An 18,137-nucleotide genomic window follows, 5' to 3' on the forward strand; every position below is an offset into this window, starting at 1 on the left:
TCACATTAAGATGAAAGGATTTTATACAACTTGCCAAAAAAATGGGATACAATGAAAGCATAATCTATTTTAAAGGAGAGGGTATGAAAAAGAACATCGTGTTTTTTGAAGCAAGAGGCGGAAGTGATAAAGGATCTGATGGCTATAGAAAAGATACTATGCCTATGGTTAATGCACTTAAAGCCAAAGGTTGGAATGCGGAAGTTATCTTTTTTACTGATGATATTTTGCGAGACCAAACAGAGCGCAACAAAATCTATGAGCATGTCAAAAATACTGCTGATGGCTATGTCTCACGTGTCAATCCAGGGAATCTCAAAGAAGAAAAATTGTATTTTGATGTATTGCGTAAGCTTTGTGATGATGGGCTTGTAGGTATGCCTCATCCTGATGCGATGATAGGCTATGGAGCCAAAGATGCACTCACAAAACTTGCGGATACACAACTTGTGCCTAGCGATACCTATGCATATTATGATCCAGCGGAAGCCAAACGCATTGGGGTAACATGGAGTGATATACATAATTTCAAGAAAACATTTCCAAAAACTCTAGCTAAGGGTGAGCGTGTCTTAAAGCAAAATCGCGGATCTACAGGCGAGGGAATTTGGCGTGTGCGTTTAGAATCTACGAGTGATTATGGCAAAGTCGATTCACTTCCGCTTGATACAAAAATAATCTGCACAGAAGCCAAAGATAACCATACAGAAGAGCGAAAATTGGGCGAATTTATGGATTTTTGTGAGCATTATTTAGTAGGTGATAATGGTATGCTTGTGGATATGACATTTTTGCCGCGTATCAAAGAAGGCGAGATTAGAATCCTCATGCTATACAAAACCCCTGTGTATGTTGTGCATAAAAAACCAGCTGAAGGTGGCGATGCCTTTTCTGCAACACTCTTTAGTGGGGCAAAATATCGCTATGATGAACCTAAAGATTGGCAAACACTCATTGATTGGTTTTTAGCTCAACTCCCAGAGATTCGATCCAAGTTAGGAAACTATGATTTACCACTCATTTGGACAGCAGATTTTATTCTTGATACAGATTCACAAGGCAAAGATAAATATGTCTTAGGTGAAATTAATTGCTCATGCGTAGGTTTTACTTCTCCAGCAGAATTTATGGAAAAAATTGCTCTTATGGTGGGCGACACCATCATTGATATTGTGAGTAAGCAAAAAGCTTAGATTCTAGAAATTTTGTCGTTTATCGAGGATGGGGTTAGATTCTAAGATAGAGTAACCTATCTTAGAACCTGCGTTATACTTCAAATAAATCTGTGCTAAGGTATCTTTCGCCCGTATCGCATAAAATCGTTACAATATTCGCATTAGGGTATTTTTTAGCAATTTCTTTTGCACCCCATAGATTTGCGCCACTTGAAATCCCTACCAGCACGCCTTCATTTTTTGCAATTTTTCTTACTTCTTGTGCTGCCCACTCTGCATCAACTTGCAAGACCTCATCAATCAAACTTGTATCCAAAGTTTCAGGAATAAACCCTGCCCCAATACCTTGAATCTTGTGAGGTCCAGGAGCTCCACCACTAATAACAGGAGAATTTATTGGCTCAACGGCAATAATCTTTGCATTGGGATTTTTTTGCTTTAAGACAGATCCTACACCGCTTAACGTTCCACCCGTCCCAACTGCACTCACAAATACATCAATCTTGCCATCCATTGCCTCTAAAATCTCTAGTGCAGTAGCTTTGCGATGCACTTCAGGATTTGCTTGATTTTGGAATTGCTGCAATACAAAAGAATTTGGAATCTCTTTTTGCAATTCCAAAGCGCGAGACACAGCACCTTTCATACCTTGTGGTGCTGGAGTAAGCTCTAATTTTGCACCAAATGCACTAAGTAGCTTGCGTCGCTCAATACTCATAGATTCTGGCATTGTAAGAATAAGCTTAATACCCTTAGCTGCACACACAGAGGCTAAGCCTATACCTGTGTTACCGCTTGTTGGCTCGATTAAGATTGTATTTTCATTGATCTTGCCCTGGTGTATCGCACTTTCAATCATATTAAGTGCAATCCGATCTTTAACCGATCCACTTGGGTTAAAAAACTCACACTTACCATAGATATTAGCCCCACTTTCTTTAGAAAGCGACTTGATAAATAAAAGAGGGGTATTGCCTATACCCTCACTAATAGATTGTATAACCTTCATGAAAAACTCCTTGAGATATAAGCTTAAACCTACACATTCTATAGCAAACAAAGTTTTCTTGTCAAGTTTCTTGCTAGGTTTTTATATGCCTTGTTTCAAACTAAAACACGCATGCAAGTTTCAAATCTTACAAACATGCAATAGATTCTTTGCTAGAATAGAACTAAAAATTTCAAAGGTATTTCATGAAACAATTTAACATAGACTTTAGCGCAACAAAAGCGTGTATCTATCGCGGAGAATTTGAAGGCTATGGCGGAATTTTACGCCCGATTAAAGAGTTGGAATATATACAATTATCATACTTTGTGGGAATTGATGAGCTTATCCAAGCGGTGTATCAGAATACAAAACAATTTTTGCACAACGCATACGCAAGTAATGTCTTGTTGTGGGGCGCTAGAGGCTGTGGCAAAAGTTCAAGTATGCGCGCGGTTTTGTGTGAATTTTTACACCAACAAGATACACTTTTACGTGTCGTAGAAATACCCAAAACTTCACTAGCAATTTTGCCACATTTGGTGGATTATTTACGCACAGAACCTTATAAATTTGTCATTATGTGTGATGATCTTTCCTTTGGACGCAGTGATGAAAGTTACAAAGCGTTAAAAAGTATCTTGGATGGGGGATTTGAAACACAAGCAAGCAATATTTTGTTTTATGCCACTTCCAATATGCGCCACCTACTCTTAGAAGAATACGCACAAGATACGATGCATATAAATGATATGCAAGATGAAATCATCTCCCTTAGTGATCGGTTTGGCATTTCACTAGGATTTTATACATTAGGAAATCAACAATACCTACACCTTATAGCTCATTATCTAAAGCTTGATGAGCTAGATTTTACACTGCGCCAAAAAGCACTCAATTATGCCACGCAAAGAGGTAGCAAAAATCCACGCATTGCCAAAGAATTTATAAAACTCCACCAAAATGGCATTGTATGACAATGATGGATCTAAAGGGAAGCCATATCCCTACAAAGCTATAAATTAGTAAATTTTTTGTTACTTTTTTGCTATATCGTTTTTATTGAGATAAAAATTTTTAACTTTTTTTGGGTATTTTGCAAAATTTAGAACTATAATGTGCGATGAGCAGGAGTTTATACAAGACAACATTACTATAAGGTTTATAGATGTCTTATTCAACACTAGATATTACAACCCAAAACATTTACGCAAACTTTCTTGATACACAGCTTTTTTCTCAAGCACAATCAGAAGTTTTACACGAAGTGGGTGAGATACGCCTAGATTTTACACCAATCCAAAGCACCAAAACTATATTTTTAGAACCAAAAATTGCTGTGGTAGGAAGCGGAGAGATCGTAGAGGAATTTTTAGATTCTCTCTCACTCTCTTGTCAGAATCTCCAAAATTGCCAAATTTTTTCGGTATTGCCAGAAAGCTTTGTGAATCTTAATGGGAACTTGGGACATTTTACACTCCTCTATACGCAAGATTCACAAACTCTAACCCTAAAAATCGCTCAAGTCGTATTTTTTACAAACTTCCCTCAAATTCAACACTCTAAAGGTGTGCATTGGGTCAATGAATACCACAGCCCCCAAGAATTACTAGAATCTTTACAAAGCTTTGTAGGCACATACACATATACTACTCCTATTACATTTACTTCGACATTATGCGATTTTTGGCATCGTCGTCCAAAAAGCGATGGTAGCGGATATTGCCACGCATGTAGTGATGTGTGCCAGAGTTTTGGAGTTTTTAAAGATGACAAAAAAAGCGAAATTGCACTTAGTAGCGTGGATTGTATAGCGTGTGGGGATTGCGTGAGTGTATGCCCTACAGGAGCTTTGCAACGTGAAAGTGAGAGTTTAGAATCTCTTACATATCAAGCTAAAATGTATAAAGGTGCTATACCAATCTTGCACACTTACACACAAAGTCAAGATATTATAGATGCCCTTACGCAAGCACCAAACCCAAAAGCATTACCTTTTGTGCTAGGTCAATCTCATATCCTTAATGCTACATATCTTCTCTCTATTGTCCAAGAAAGTGGGGCGATGGTGATTGTTTATACTGAACCATCGCATTATGTTACAGATGGGGTAAACACACTCAATGCCTTATGTGAAGCAATATTTGGTGTGAAATGTGTGTTGCTCGCACATACAAAAGAAGAACTACACCAAGCCTTGCAACAAGCACAAATGTTAGATTCTGGATATTATACATACACACCTCGTGCCGATGAAAATCTCAAAGAAATATTTTCACAAAGGGCTTTTGCGTGGGTGAGGAATGGGAATTTTGGGCGTGTGAATATGCAACATAGTGCCAACATATCAATAGACCCACAAAAATGCACATTATGTCTTAGTTGCGTGGATTCTTGCAATACCAAAGCACTTGTCAATGAAGATTCAACCTTTAGCTTATTATTTAAACAATCGCTTTGCACGGGTTGTGGATATTGCGTAGATACATGCGCAGAAAAAGTCATCACCCTAGAACCTCAAATCCTAGATGTAAAATCTTCTAGCTTTGAATATATCCAAAAAGCTTTTGATGAGCCTTTTAAATGCATAGAATGTGGCAAGATTTTTGCTACCACAAAAGCGATTAATAAAATAAAAAATATTTTACTTCCTACCATGGGCAACGACCCTATAAAGGCACGAGGATTAGAATGCTGTAGCGATTGTAAAGTAAAAATTATCTTTGGTCCAAAAGATCATATATGAAGGAGGCTATATGCAAGATTCAAGCACATTAGCACGCGCATTATATTATGATTTTTTTGCAGGATTTTTTTTATATGAACTTGTGGGTGAGCGAAAAAGTTTGTTTTTGCAACAAATTGATATTTTAGCCACCTCACCAATTACTGAATCTGATAGTAAAACTTTTGCTATGCTTAAAACATATCTTCTCAAGGCAGATTCTAATGAGCTTTTGCGAGAATACACTCAAACTTTTAATCTCCCTTTTAGCACGCACATTATTCCTCAAGCAGACACATCATCGACACAACATAACAAAAAATCTAAAAGACCCAAGATTCCAAATCCACAGATTTTTTTATATCTCTCGCATTATCTAGAGGGTTGTCTCAATGGCGAAAGCCTCCTCAAAGCCAAAGCGCTTGTCAAAAAAACACATTTTCGCTTGAATGCACAAGAGTTTAAAGAAACAGAGGAGCATTTTGGCTTTTTGCTTCTTCTTATGCGTCATATACTTACTGATTTACAACATCCACAAACGCATACCACAAATGAACATTACAATGCACAAAGGGATTTACTTACCAAAGAGATTTTTACCCAAGCCATAGCTCCTATGGGTTTTCCTATCGCTAAAGCACTTGAAGCAAGAGAATATTTACTATGCTATCACCTTGTAGGATTATTACTTGAGAGCTTTTTAACACTTGAACAACATATTATCTCTTAAAGATATTCGCACACAGGACTTCCTGTAAGCCTTGTGTGGGGATATCCCAAAATTCTTGAAGGAGGCAAATATGTCTAATGCACAAAAAGATGATATTGGTAATTCTCGTAGATCATTTGCGAAAAATGTGGCATTGGGAAGTGCTATTGTGGCAGTAGGATCTGTCGCCTTAGGCGGGTGTTCTGGAGAACACGAACAAAAAGAAGTCATAAAGGGCAAGAGCAAAAAACAAGAGGTGTTATATCGTAGCGATACGAAATATTGGCAGGAATATTTTTCTGTTGCTCGATAACAATTAACAACAAAAGGAGAAATGATGAGCGAGGCAAATCTAAGACGCAATGCGCGTAGATCTTTCCTCAAGCTTTCGGCTCTCGCATCGGTAGCGGGTGTAGGAAGTGCTTTTGGGAATGATAGCCAACGCGTGTTACGCCAAGCAAGTGAAGCGGAACTAAAAGAACAATATCCTGATGCAAAACGGATAAAAACAATATGCACACACTGCTCTGTTGGTTGTGGCATTATTGCTGAAGTCAAAGATGGTGTATGGGTGCGACAAGAAGTAGCACAAGATCACCCAATCTCTCTTGGAGGGCATTGCTGTAAGGGTGCAGATTTGATTGATAGAGCAAGAAGCGAAACACGATTGCGCTATCCAATTGAAAAAGTCAATGGAGAATGGCAACGCACCAATTGGGATAGTGCAATGAGTAAGATATGTGATACGCTTAGTCAAATTAGAGAAGAAAGTGGTCCTGATGCGGTAATGTGGATAGGAAGCGCTAAACTTTCAAATGAGCAAGCATACTATTTACGCAAACTTTCGGCATTTTTTGGGACAAATAATATAGATCACTGCAATCGCGTTTGACACTCACCAACAGTCGCCGGTGTGGCGAATACATTTGGTTTTGGTGGAATGTCAAATCACATTGCAGATATGACTTTCTCAAAATATATTTTCATCATCGGTGCTAACCCTGCGGTAAATCACCCTGTGTCGATGGTGCATATTTTGCGTGCCAAAGAATCTGGTGCAAAAATTGTAGTCGTGGATCCACATTTTAGTAAAACTGCTGCTAAGGCTGATGAATACCACAGAATCCGAAGTGGGACAGATATTGCGCTTGTGTATGGTATGCTACACCATATCATCAAAAACAACCTTTATGACAAAAAATTCCTACAAGATCGTGTATATGGTTATGAAGATGTTATACAAGAAGCGATGAAAATGACGCCAGAAGAGGCAAGCAATATTACAGGTATTCCGGCTGATACAATCCGCCATATTGCCGAAGATATGGCTAAAGCAAAACCTGCAAGTCTCATATGGAATCAAGGGCTTACACAACATACCGTAGGGACAAGCAACACGAGGATTATGCCTATCTTGCAAATGTTTTTAGGCAATATGGGTAAAAATGGTGGTGGTGTTAATATCTTGCGCGGACATGACAATGTTCAAGGTTCATCAGATATGGCTGCTAACCCTGATGTATTGCCAGGTTACTACCCGCTTACAGAATCTTCATGGAAGCATTTTGCAAAACACTGGCGAGTAGAATATGATTGGTTGCTTTCTCGTTTCAAAGATAAAAAAATGATGGAAGCCACCGGTTTTGCACACTCTACTTGGAAATTTGGTGTGCTTGAGGAAGAAAATGCAGTCAATAATAGCGATACTATGCTACGTGCATTGGTAGTCATAGGCACAGGAATGACTTCCGTCTCATTGCTTGATTTGCAAAAAAAAGCAATGGATAAACTTGAACTTGTTGTCTTTATCGATCCTTATGTCAATGACTTGGCTATTTATAGCGATAAGACAGATAATGTGTTCTTGCTTCCTGCCGCTTCTCAAATGGAAACTTCAGGCACAGTGGCTGCAACAAACCGCAGTTATCAATGGCGATCTAAAGTAATAGAGCCACTTTTTGAATGCAGAGAAGATCAAGAAATTTTATTTGATTTTGCTAAGCGCTTTGGATTCTTAGAAGAATACCAAAGAAGCCTTTATGAAATTGCTAAAGTAGATGGCAGAACAGGATTTATTTGGCCAGATGATGCAACGACAGAGCTTACACAAAGTATCCGAAGCATTGGATTGCAAGGTATGAGTCCTAAACGCCTTAAGGCTCATCAAGAAAATTGGCATATGTTTGATAAGGTAACGCTCGCTGGTAAAGGTCCATTTACAGGTGAATATTATGGTTTGCCTTGGCCTTGTTGGAGTGATAAACACCCTGGAACGCCGATCTTTTACAACGATACTATTCCTGTTATGGAAGGTGGTATGGGCTTTAGGGTTAATTGGGGTGATACTTCGCCTGATGGAAAAAGTATGTTTTCACAGCGCAAAATGCCAAATGCAAGTGTAGGTGGTCATGGTCCTGTGAGTGCTGCTAATGCAGAATCTCTAGGTATCAAGCTTACAGAAGAAGAGAAAAAACTTGTTGAAGGCACAACATATTCTACTGGATTTGGTAATAATATTTTGGTAGAAAAAGCGCTTGAAGCAGGATTATGTCCTTATGGTAATGGTAAGGCACGCGCAAAAGTGTGGAATTGGTATGATCAGATTCCGTTGCATAGAGAACCTGTGCATTCTATTAGACCGGATTTACTTAACAAATATCCACAATTCCCGGATAAACCAAACCATTACCGCGCCAATATCAAATATCGCTCACGGCAGATAGAAAAAGATTGGACAAAAGAATTCCCTATCAATATGCTTAGTGGGCGTGTCGTTTCACATATGGGAACTGGGACAGAGACAAGAAGTGCGAAATATTTGGCTGAAGTCTATAATGAAATGTTTGTAGAGATTCACCCTGATAAAGCCTTTGAACTTGGTATCAAAGATGGTGATATGGTATGGGTATATGGCACTATGGATACACGCGCATTGATTAAGGCAAAGCTTTCTTATCGTGTCGATGTCAATAGCGTATGGGTGCCACAAAATTTCTCTGGTATGGATCAAGGAGTAAGCCGCTTAGACAAATATCCTGAAGGCACAAAGCCTTATGCAATAGGTGAATCTGCAAATATGATTTCAAGCTATGGATATGACTATAATACAGCTTGTCCGGAAACAAAATGTGGTTTATGCCGCATAGAGAAAGCATAGGAGGTAGATCATGAGCAAATCTATAGTAGCAACAGGGCTAAATATTTCCGGACACGCGCGTGTTAAATTCTATTGTGATGATGAGCGTTGTATCGATTGTCATGGTTGTGATGTGGCGTGCAAAGAAGCACACCACTTGCCTGTAGGCGTCAATCGTCGTAAAGTCGTGACACTCAATGAAGGCATAGAGGGTGCAGAAAAATCAATCTCTATTGCTTGTATGCACTGTGCTGATGCACCATGTGCAAAAGTGTGTCCTGTAGATTGCTTTTATATCCGCGCTGATGGTATCGTGCTTCATGATAAAAAAACCTGCATAGGTTGTGGCTACTGCCTCTATGCTTGTCCTTTTGGAGCGCCGCAATTCCCAAAATCTGATGTGTTTGGATCAAGAGGGTCGATGGATAAATGCACATTTTGTGCTGGTGGTCCTGAAGAAACACATAGTGAGGAAGAAATGAGGCTTTATGGACAAAATAGAATTGCTGAAGGTAAAGTGCCTGCATGTGCTGCTATGTGCTCTACAAAAGCGTTGCTTGCTGGTGGTAGTGATGATGTAAGCGCGATTATTAGAGAGAGAGCATTACACAAAGGCAAGGGTGCACCAAAAGTCCCTTATACTTGGAAAAAAGCTTATGGGGATTAAAAAAGGGGAAGCACTATGAAAGCGATATCACGATTAGGGCTTATCGTAGTTTTTGGTTTGGCAAGTCTTCTTGCCTCCCAAAAGTATGATATGGAGCAAAAAGGTGCGCTTGATATGTCTTATAATAAACATATCTATGGCACTCCACAGATTGAGGCTATCAAAAACTGGGGGCTTGGCACACACACTGCGGGTGTGATTTCAGGAAGTGTGATTGAGGGAAATGGCGGTAGTATAGAGCCTCTTACTATGGGACAACCAATCCAAGGCATTAGGGGCTGGAATGGCTTAGGTGAGCTATTTACAACCTTGCAAGAAAAATATTTTGCCATTATTTTCTTGTGTATTCTTTTGTTTGTACCTTTGGCATTTTTTGGGCATTACAAAATCATAGGTGCGCGCAAATACAACCACCACTCAAAGCTACAAGTCTTTAGCAAATATAACATTATCGTGCATTGGTTTGCTGCCGTGCCATTTGTGCTTATTTGTATCACTGGACTTATGATGATTTTTGGTGATAAGCTCGGTGGTGGCACGCTTATTCGCTTTGCAAGAGATTTGCATGGGCTAAGCACACTTGTCTTTATAATCTTTGGGTTTTTGATGTTTTTGATGTGGGTAAAAGACTGCCTACCTCGTAGTTATGACATCAAATGGCTTATGATCATGGGTGGCTATCTCGATAAACAAAATCGCATTATTCCTGCACATAAATTCAATGCCGGACAAAAAATGTGGTTTTGGATTGCGACATTTGGTGGTGGTGTGATGGCATTTACTGGTGGAGTTATGTTTTTTCAATGCACCGATATAAACACATTGCGCCTTGTAGCAATTGTGCATAATGTCCTTGGGTTTGCAGTGCTAGCATTACTCATTACACATATCTATATGGCTGCTTTTGCGATTGAAGGTGCAATGGAAGCCATAACAAATGGTCAAATGGGCGAAGAAGAACTCTCTATGCTTCATAGTTATTATTACGAAGAGCTCAAAGCAAAGGGCAAGTTAGATTCTATACGTGTAGCCAAACATTAATGCAATATGCTAGAGAAAATCTAGCATATTAACTACCTATTCTTACAAATATTATTTTGATTTTTTGGGGAGATATAGTGCAAGAATTTACCAAAACAATACCCATCACAAGACTCTATGAAGATGGTAGGCAAGAACATATACAAGATTGTGTTATACGCGAACAACGAATCGCGCTTTATCTCAATGGCAAAAAACTTCTCTCAAGTATGTCTCTACCACAAGATCAAGATGCCTATGCAGTGGGTTTTTTGATGAGTGAAGGTGTCATAGAATCTATGCATGATATACAGAGTGTCGAACTTGCACAAGATGGCTTGAGCGTGCATATACAAGCGCACATTAAGGAACAAAATATACAAAACCTCTTTCACGAAAAGACATTAACTTCCGGTTGTTGTGTGGGCGTGAGTGCAAATTTTGAGGGCAAGATTGTTGAAAAATTTATTTCTACCAAAGTGCAATTACCTCTCAAAAGACTTTGGAATCTCATCACAAGATTTGAAGCACCAAACCAACTTTTTGAATCTACAGGTTGTGTCCACAAAGCAATGTTAATTTTAGAAGATGAAAGTGAGATTATTAGTCAAGATGTTGGGCGTCATAATGCGATTGATAAAGTCGTGGGCAAAGCAAGATTACAAAACATCGATACTTCTGGGGCGGTGCTTATCGTAAGTGGGCGTCTTTCTATGGAAATGGTTATAAAAGCAGCTATGCATGATATTGCGATTGTTATTTCTCGATCTGCTACAACTGAACTTGGGATTAAATCCGCACAACTTTTAGGTATCACACTTGTTGGCTTTGCACGCAATGGTATTTGTAATATCTACACACATCCACAAAGAATATTACACTCTAACACAAACACTCCAGAATCTAATCCAACAGCGCAAACAACCACTCTTTGTGATCTTTTTTCAAGCTAATATCTAAATCCCTCTCATGCAATTCACACAACAAGTCCAGATTCACAAAAACCCATTTTTTAGTATCCAAATGCTATAATGCCACCAAAATTCTCTTTTAGGACATATAAATGAGTAACGTGAGTAACGATAGCAAAAACTTTATCCACATTCAAGGAGCTAGAGAAAATAATCTCAAAAATATTCATCTTGATGTCCCAAAAAATCAACTTGTTGTTTTCACAGGTTTGAGCGGTAGTGGTAAATCTACCCTCGCCTTTGACACACTCTATGCAGAAGGACAAAGACGCTATATAGAATCTCTCTCAAGTTATGCGCGACAATTTCTTGATAAGGTGGGAAAACCAAATGTTGATAAAATTGAAGGACTAACCCCAGCTATTGCTATCGATCAAAAAACTACGTCAAAAAATCCACGATCCACGGTTGGAACAATCACAGAAATTTATGATTATCTACGCCTTTTATATGCACGCGTGGGAAAACAACACTGCCATTTATGTGGTGAACCAATCTCGCATATGAGTCAAACTGATATTATCGCGCAAGTCTTGCAGTTACCAGAAAACACACAGCTTACAATCCTTGCTCCTATTATCAAGGAAAAAAAAGGAAGCTTTGCTGACAAGATAGAATCTTTACGACAAAAAGGCTATGTCCGCGCACAGATTGATGGCGTTATGGTGCGTTTAGATGAAGATATCGAACTTGCCAAACACAAAAAACATACTATAAAAGTTGTTATCGATCGTGCAAAATTAGAAGAAAAAAATCACACGCGTATCGCACAAGCCCTAGAAAGAGCACTTAAAGAATCCTATGGTGAAGTTGAAATAGAACAGCTCATTGATGAAAAAATCCACCATATTCACTACAGCGAACATTTTGCGTGTTTTAAATGCAAGGTAAGCTTTGAAGAACTTGAACCGCTAAGTTTTAGCTTTAACTCTCCTAAGGGTGCTTGTCCAGAGTGCTTAGGGCTAGGCGTAAAATATACTATTGATCTAAAAAAAATCCTTGATAAATCCCAACCACTCAAAAAAGGCGGTATAAAAGCAATCTTTGGTTACAATCGTAGTTACTATGCCGAACTTTTTCACGGATTTTGTCAAGCACAAAAGATTGATCCTAATCAAAGTTTTGAGGAGTTAGATTCACAAGCGCAAAATTATATCCTCTATGGTTGTCCAACGCCTGTTAGTTTCATATGGAAAAATAGTAAGCTAGAGCGTCCATGGAAAGGCATTGTCCAAATTGCCTATGATATGTTTAAAGATGAACGAGAGCTTGCGGATTATACGACTGAAAAAGTGTGTCTAGCATGCAAAGGACATCGTCTCAACGCTCCATCTTTACATGTAAGGGTTGCGGGATTAGGAATAGGTGATATTATTGATTTACCTATAGAGCAAAGTTATGCATTCTTTAATACACCTGCAAATTTCACCTATTTAAATGCCCAGCAACAACTCATCGCCGCACCTATCCTCAAAGAAATTCTTGAACGCTTATATTTTCTTGATGATGTAGGGCTTGGCTATTTAAGCTTAGGGCGTGATGCACGCACAATAAGCGGGGGAGAATCCCAACGCATACGCATAGCAAGTCAAATTGGTAGTGGGCTTACAGGCGTGATGTATGTCCTTGATGAGCCAAGTATTGGTTTGCATGAACGCGACACGCTACGCCTTATTAAGACATTGCGATCTTTGCAAGAAAAAGGCAATAGTGTAATAGTCGTAGAGCATGATAAGGAAACAATTTTACATGCAGATTTTATTGTGGATATAGGTCCAGGTGCGGGAGTGCAAGGTGGGGAAGTTGTCTTTAGTGGCGATAAAAATGCATTACTCAAAGCCACAAGCCTCACTGCTCGCTACCTCAATAACGACATTTGCATTGATCATCGCCACAACAGAATCCAAGAAAAATGGCTTGAAATCAAAAATGTAAATATTAATAATATCAAAAATTTAAGCCTCAAAATTCCACTTGCAAACTTCGTATGCGTAACAGGTGTAAGTGGCAGTGGCAAAAGCTCTCTTATCCTCCAAACACTTCTACCAACGGCTCAAGAAATCCTCAATAATGCCAAAAAGATTCACAAATGCGATGGAGTGGAAATACAAGGATTAGATCAACTTGATAAAGTCATATACCTTGATCAAACACCTATAGGACGCACACCAAGAAGCAATCCCGCGACATACACAGGCGTTATGGATCATATCCGCACACTCTTTAGCGAAGTCAAAGAATCTAAATTGCGTGGCTATAATGTGGGACGCTTTAGCTTTAATGTCAAGGGAGGGCGTTGTGAGAAATGCCAAGGGGAAGGGGAAATCAAAATTGAAATGCACTTTTTGCCTGATGTTATGGTCAAGTGTGATGCCTGTAATGGTAAAAAATATAACCCCCAAACGCTTGAAATTACATATAAAGACAAAAATATCGCTGATGTATTGGCGATGAATGTCGATGAGGCACTAGAATTTTTTGCCAAAATCCCAAAAATTGCCTCCCAACTCGCCACCCTAAAAGCCGTGGGACTAGGTTATATCACATTGGGGCAAAATGCACTCACCCTAAGTGGTGGGGAAGCTCAACGCGTCAAACTCGCCAAAGAACTTAGTCGCAAAGACACAGGCAAAACGCTCTATATCCTTGATGAACCAACTACAGGATTACATTTTGCCGATGTCGATCGATTAACAAAGGTTTTACACCATTTTGTAGAGCTTGGCAATAGCGTTATTGTGATTGAACACAACCTAGATCTCATCAAAAATGCAGACTATATTATCGACATAGGACCAGAAGGTGGCGATAAAGGTGGAAAAATCGTGGATTATGGGACACCAAAAGCCATTGCAAAAAATCACAAAAAAAGCGGAAGCTATACAGGTAAATTTTTAGAATCTCAATTGCATATCCTAGATACACATAACGCGCAAAAACACTAAACTATCCATAGATATAGGGAGTTTAAGCATTTTTTAGGGTTTCTAAGAAAATCGTGGCATAGCTCCCTTTTGGCAATGTAAAACAAAGCTCAAACTGCGCCACCTCAGGCTTATATGTATAGCTTATATCCTGTGCCCATACCCACGCATATCGCCTACTTCCAGCCTCCTGTAGTCGCGAATCTACAAATGATTGCTCAATTTCTAAAGCCATTCCTTGTGAGGCAAAAAGCTTCTTGCCATATAGCGCACCGCTTGGAGCGATTTGTCTTGCACAAAAACGCTCACTCTCACACATCACATCATCAATAACAAATGTCCTGCCATAAGGATAATGCAAAGCCACATCACCGGGCAATAATTTAAAAAACTGCGTCTGATCTTTTAGTATATGCAACATTTCTTTATTGTGCAACACAGAATCTAACACGCCATAACTATGCATATTACCCACAAGCTCCTTAAGTGTGTAAGATTCTATAATTGCATTAAGACGCATACGCTCTATAAGCCACAGATTAAATAAATGACTTTGATACGCCGAAATCAAAAAACGCGTAATTTTTTTGTTGCGCACATTACGCAAATTTTCAAGGATTTTTTCGCCTTCTTGATAATTATCCCCATCCCTACCAAAACGCTGATCACCAAAATAATTTGCAAAACCGCTGTGTTTGAGAATCTCAAGTGCGTTTATAGCCTTTTGTGCCTCAATGGGAGTAATCTTTTTTAGCCTCATAAAAAAACTATTGCCCTTGAGATGACCCACTCGCAATTTATTGGTGTGTGCCCTGCACTCTAACACCTTTAGCCCACGCTCTTGAAGTACTGGACTATGAAGTTTATATTCACAACTCCGAGGAATTGAGATATACTGATATGTCGTAGCGTGTTTGTCTTTTAGCCCAGCATACCCAATCTGTGCGGACTTAATCCCCAAAACATTACTTAAAATCTCCACCATTTCAAATGTGCTTAGTCCTTTTTTGCGCACAAGTACCAAGACATGTTCCCCTACACCACTCGCCTCATACAATGGAATCTCGCGCACAACAAAATCCCTAATACTTGTATGAAAATAAAAATCAATAGGTGCATGAGAAAGATGAAAAAGTTTTCGCATATAACGACCTTAGAAAATTTAAAGTTTTTTAGAATATAATACAAAAGCTTTCGTAAAATCTGTGTAAAACCCTAAGGAAATCTATGCAAACACTTAAAAAACTCTGGCTACCTCTTGTATGTATCATTGCTATTTATTTGATGAGTGTCGATCCCTCTTTGACAGAAATTTTTGCAGGGATTGGGGTGTTTTTGTTTGGTATGATTTTTTTGGAAAATGGCTTTAAAGGCTTTAGTGGTGGAATTTTAGAAAATATTCTTACCAAATGGACTAATAGCAAGATAAAAGCCCTACTTTTTGGGATTGTTACAACAATCCTTATGCAAAGCTCCACACTTGTTACAATCATTTCTATTTCATTTTTGTCTGCTGGATTAATCAGTCTTGCTCAAGCTATTGGCATTGTCTTTGGGGCAAATCTAGGCACGACCACAGGTGGCTGGATCATTGCTGGGGTTGGTATGAAAATGGATATTGCAACCATTGCTATGCCTCTTATTGTTCTTGCCATCATACTTGTTTTTCAAAAGGACAAAAACATCAAGTCTTTAGGACATATTTTTGCTGGGATTGGCTTTTTTTTCTTGGGTATTGCGTATATCAAAAGTGGCTTTGAGGGCTACAAAGACGCGCTTGATCTTAGTGCATATGGAAGTGGTAGCCCAAAAGATCTCTTTATTTTTGTTATGGCTGGGATCATTATCACTTCTATTGTGCAATCAAGTTTTGCGACACTCACTATTATCATCTCTGCCCTTAGCACCGGGACAATCACATACGATAACGCACTAGGACTTGTGATAGGGACAAATGTTGGTGGTGTTGTTACAGCACTTGTTGCGTCTTTTGGCTCGAATCTAGAAGGCAAAAAACTTGCGATCACCAATACGATTTTTAATCTTATTATCGCACTCATCTCGCTTATCTTTTTGTCCTATTTCAAGAGCATTGTAAATTTCATAAGCGATCTTAGTGGTATAAGCGATCAAGATTATGCCCTAAAAATTGCGGTTTTTCATACATTTTACAATGCCCTTGCGGTTTTTGTTATGACACCTTATATTCAAGTGTTTGTAAAATTTGCCAACACTTTTATAAAAAGCAAAAAACCTGCGGATATGGATGCGCCTATTTACCTCAATCCAAACATTATCGACTACCCAATGACAGCAACCCAAGCACTTATCAATGAAGTCAAACACCTCTATGACAATGTCTTTAGTGTTATTGCACATTCTTTAGGATTCTCGCGATCAGATATTTGTGCCAATCTCCCAAAAGATACGCTACTAGCTAAAAAATGGTATAGCGATCAGAGTAATGTCAATGATTTGTATCATCACAGAGTAAAGGTTCTCTTTGATGCAATCATTGACTTTAGCACCAAAGCCCAAACGCATATAAACCAAGAAAGTTTTATAAAGATTAGCAATGAAGCCAATGTCAGCGCAAGAAATCTTGCTGAAGCTACCAAAAATATGATCCTTTTAGAAAAAAATCTCAAAAAAAATGCCACAAGTCCTAATCCTCATATCGCACAAGAATACAACCTCATCCGAATCCAAATTGCCCAACTTCTTGCGAAAATCGAATCACTAAAATTTCTGGAATCTATTGAGTATCAAAAGATTGTTGAGATTCTAAAACAAGAGCGAAAAGCCCTCAAGCAATTTGATAAACACGCACTAAATAGAGTAGAAAAAATCATTATAGAAAATAAGGTTTCAGCAAACTCTGCTACTTCACTTCTCAATGACATCGCATTTGCTAGCAATATGGGTAAAGAAATCATCAAAGCAGTAAGCAAAATCTATAAAATTTCTTGGCTTATGCAAAACCAACAAGAGGTAGAAAATACAGAGCATAAAGAAGAAATACTTGATGACTTAGAACACGAATAAAACCCTAAGGAAATTACATGAATACAACCACGCAAACCCAAAACAACACCCATCACAACAGACGCAGCGTGGCATATTTGTATTATGTGTGCGATTTTAATTCACCATTTAACACACAAGAATCTTGGGATAATTCTGGGCTAAATCTAGGCTCATTTTCACAAGAATTTAGCGATATTTACATCGCCCTTGAAGCAACACTTGAACTTGCACAATCTGTGGAAAACAATAGCCTTATCATCACGCACCACCCACTTTTTTTTAAGTCTATCAAAAATTTCAATATCGCCACATATCCTTGTAATATTGCACAAAAACTTATTGCCAAAAATTGTGCGTTAATCGCTATGCACACAAACTTTGATAAAAGCCACCTTAATGAATACTTTACACAAAAGATTCTAGGATTTTCAGATTTCAACCAACACGACTTGTATTGTTCTGGTAGCATACAAAAAACACGCTTTAGCGACCTTGCTCAATCTATCAAAGCTAAACTTAATTTAGAAACCCTCCGCATAACTCAAGCGAGTGAATTTATCGAACATATTTTTGTTATTTGTGGCAGTGGGTTTAGCGAAATTTCCAACATTGCAAGTCTAAATCTCCCAAATAGCCTCCTTATTAGTGGCGATCTCAAATACCATGATGCGATGATTGCCAAATCACTTGGGCTTAGCCTCATAGACATTCCGCATTACGAGAGCGAAAAATACTTCACCAAAATCCTTGATTCGCTCTTAAAATCCTCTCAATATCAAGCTATAATTACAGACT

14 protein-coding genes are annotated in these 18,137 nt (G+C 38.7%); 12 read left to right on the top strand and 2 right to left on the bottom strand.

The features are described from left to right. Window positions 1-83: 83 nt before the first annotated feature. Entirely contained in the window at window positions 84-1,193 is a 1,110-nt protein-coding gene (locus C6H22_RS05205; RefSeq protein ID WP_104694276.1) for a Cj0069 family protein, read from the top strand. 73 nt (window positions 1,194-1,266) lie between these two features. On the opposite strand, the gene cysK is transcribed toward C6H22_RS05205, so the two are convergent. Further along, on the bottom strand, window positions 1,267-2,184 hold the full coding sequence (gene cysK / locus C6H22_RS05210; RefSeq protein ID WP_104694277.1) for a cysteine synthase A: 918 nt from the start codon (window positions 2,182-2,184) through the stop codon (window positions 1,267-1,269). A gap of 185 nt (window positions 2,185-2,369) precedes the next feature. On the opposite strand from cysK, the gene C6H22_RS05215 reads away from it, so the two are divergent. The 9 genes from C6H22_RS05215 to uvrA all read left to right on the top strand — a co-directional run bounded on the left by C6H22_RS05215 (window position 2,370) and on the right by uvrA (window position 14,336). Continuing rightward, complete coding sequence (locus tag C6H22_RS05215; RefSeq protein WP_104694278.1) at window positions 2,370-3,140, top strand: DUF815 domain-containing protein; 771 nt, start codon at window positions 2,370-2,372, stop codon at window positions 3,138-3,140. Between the two features lie 191 nt (window positions 3,141-3,331). After that, a complete protein-coding gene (locus C6H22_RS05220) occupies window positions 3,332-4,909 on the top strand; it encodes a 4Fe-4S binding protein (protein ID WP_104694279.1) in 1,578 nt (525 codons plus the stop codon). Between the two features lie 10 nt (window positions 4,910-4,919). Then, entirely contained in the window at window positions 4,920-5,618 is a 699-nt protein-coding gene (locus C6H22_RS05225; protein ID WP_104694280.1) for a TorD/DmsD family molecular chaperone, read from the top strand. Between the two features lie 70 nt (window positions 5,619-5,688). Next, complete coding sequence (locus C6H22_RS05230; RefSeq protein WP_104694281.1) at window positions 5,689-5,910, top strand: hypothetical protein; 222 nt, start codon at window positions 5,689-5,691, stop codon at window positions 5,908-5,910. A gap of 24 nt (window positions 5,911-5,934) precedes the next feature. Next, window positions 5,935-8,754, top strand: coding sequence for a molybdopterin-dependent oxidoreductase (locus tag C6H22_RS05240; RefSeq protein ID WP_233707054.1), 2,820 nt, complete (start codon window positions 5,935-5,937; stop codon window positions 8,752-8,754). 10 nt (window positions 8,755-8,764) lie between these two features. Then, window positions 8,765-9,400 (top strand): formate dehydrogenase FDH3 subunit beta, encoded by a 636-nt coding sequence (fdh3B, locus tag C6H22_RS05245; RefSeq protein ID WP_104694284.1) that lies wholly within the window; start codon window positions 8,765-8,767, stop codon window positions 9,398-9,400. Window positions 9,401-9,490: 90 nt separating this feature from the next. Beyond that, window positions 9,491-10,441, top strand: a complete 951-nt coding sequence (locus C6H22_RS05250) for a formate dehydrogenase subunit gamma (RefSeq protein ID WP_233707056.1) — start codon at window positions 9,491-9,493, stop codon at window positions 10,439-10,441. A gap of 77 nt (window positions 10,442-10,518) precedes the next feature. Further along, window positions 10,519-11,373, top strand: a complete 855-nt coding sequence (gene fdhD / locus C6H22_RS05255) for a formate dehydrogenase accessory sulfurtransferase FdhD (protein ID WP_233707055.1) — start codon at window positions 10,519-10,521, stop codon at window positions 11,371-11,373. Between the two features lie 110 nt (window positions 11,374-11,483). Next, complete coding sequence (gene uvrA, locus C6H22_RS05260; protein WP_104694287.1) at window positions 11,484-14,336, top strand: excinuclease ABC subunit UvrA; 2,853 nt, start codon at window positions 11,484-11,486, stop codon at window positions 14,334-14,336. A 22-nt stretch (window positions 14,337-14,358) separates the two neighbouring features. Here the strand turns inward: uvrA and truD are convergent, their stop codons facing one another. Continuing rightward, on the bottom strand, window positions 14,359-15,459 hold the full coding sequence (gene truD / locus C6H22_RS05265; protein ID WP_104694288.1) for a tRNA pseudouridine(13) synthase TruD: 1,101 nt from the start codon (window positions 15,457-15,459) through the stop codon (window positions 14,359-14,361). A gap of 83 nt (window positions 15,460-15,542) precedes the next feature. Here truD and C6H22_RS05270 point away from each other — a divergent pair, with 83 nt between their 5' ends. Then, window positions 15,543-17,360, top strand: a complete 1,818-nt coding sequence (locus tag C6H22_RS05270) for a Na/Pi cotransporter family protein (RefSeq protein ID WP_104694289.1) — start codon at window positions 15,543-15,545, stop codon at window positions 17,358-17,360. A 17-nt stretch (window positions 17,361-17,377) separates the two neighbouring features. Next, window positions 17,378-18,137: Nif3-like dinuclear metal center hexameric protein (locus C6H22_RS05275; RefSeq protein WP_104694290.1), on the top strand; the 760-nt coding region annotated here is incomplete at its 3' end.

Source organism: Helicobacter equorum (genome assembly GCF_900198655.1).
Lineage (GTDB): Bacteria > Campylobacterota > Campylobacteria > Campylobacterales > Helicobacteraceae > Helicobacter_F > Helicobacter_F equorum.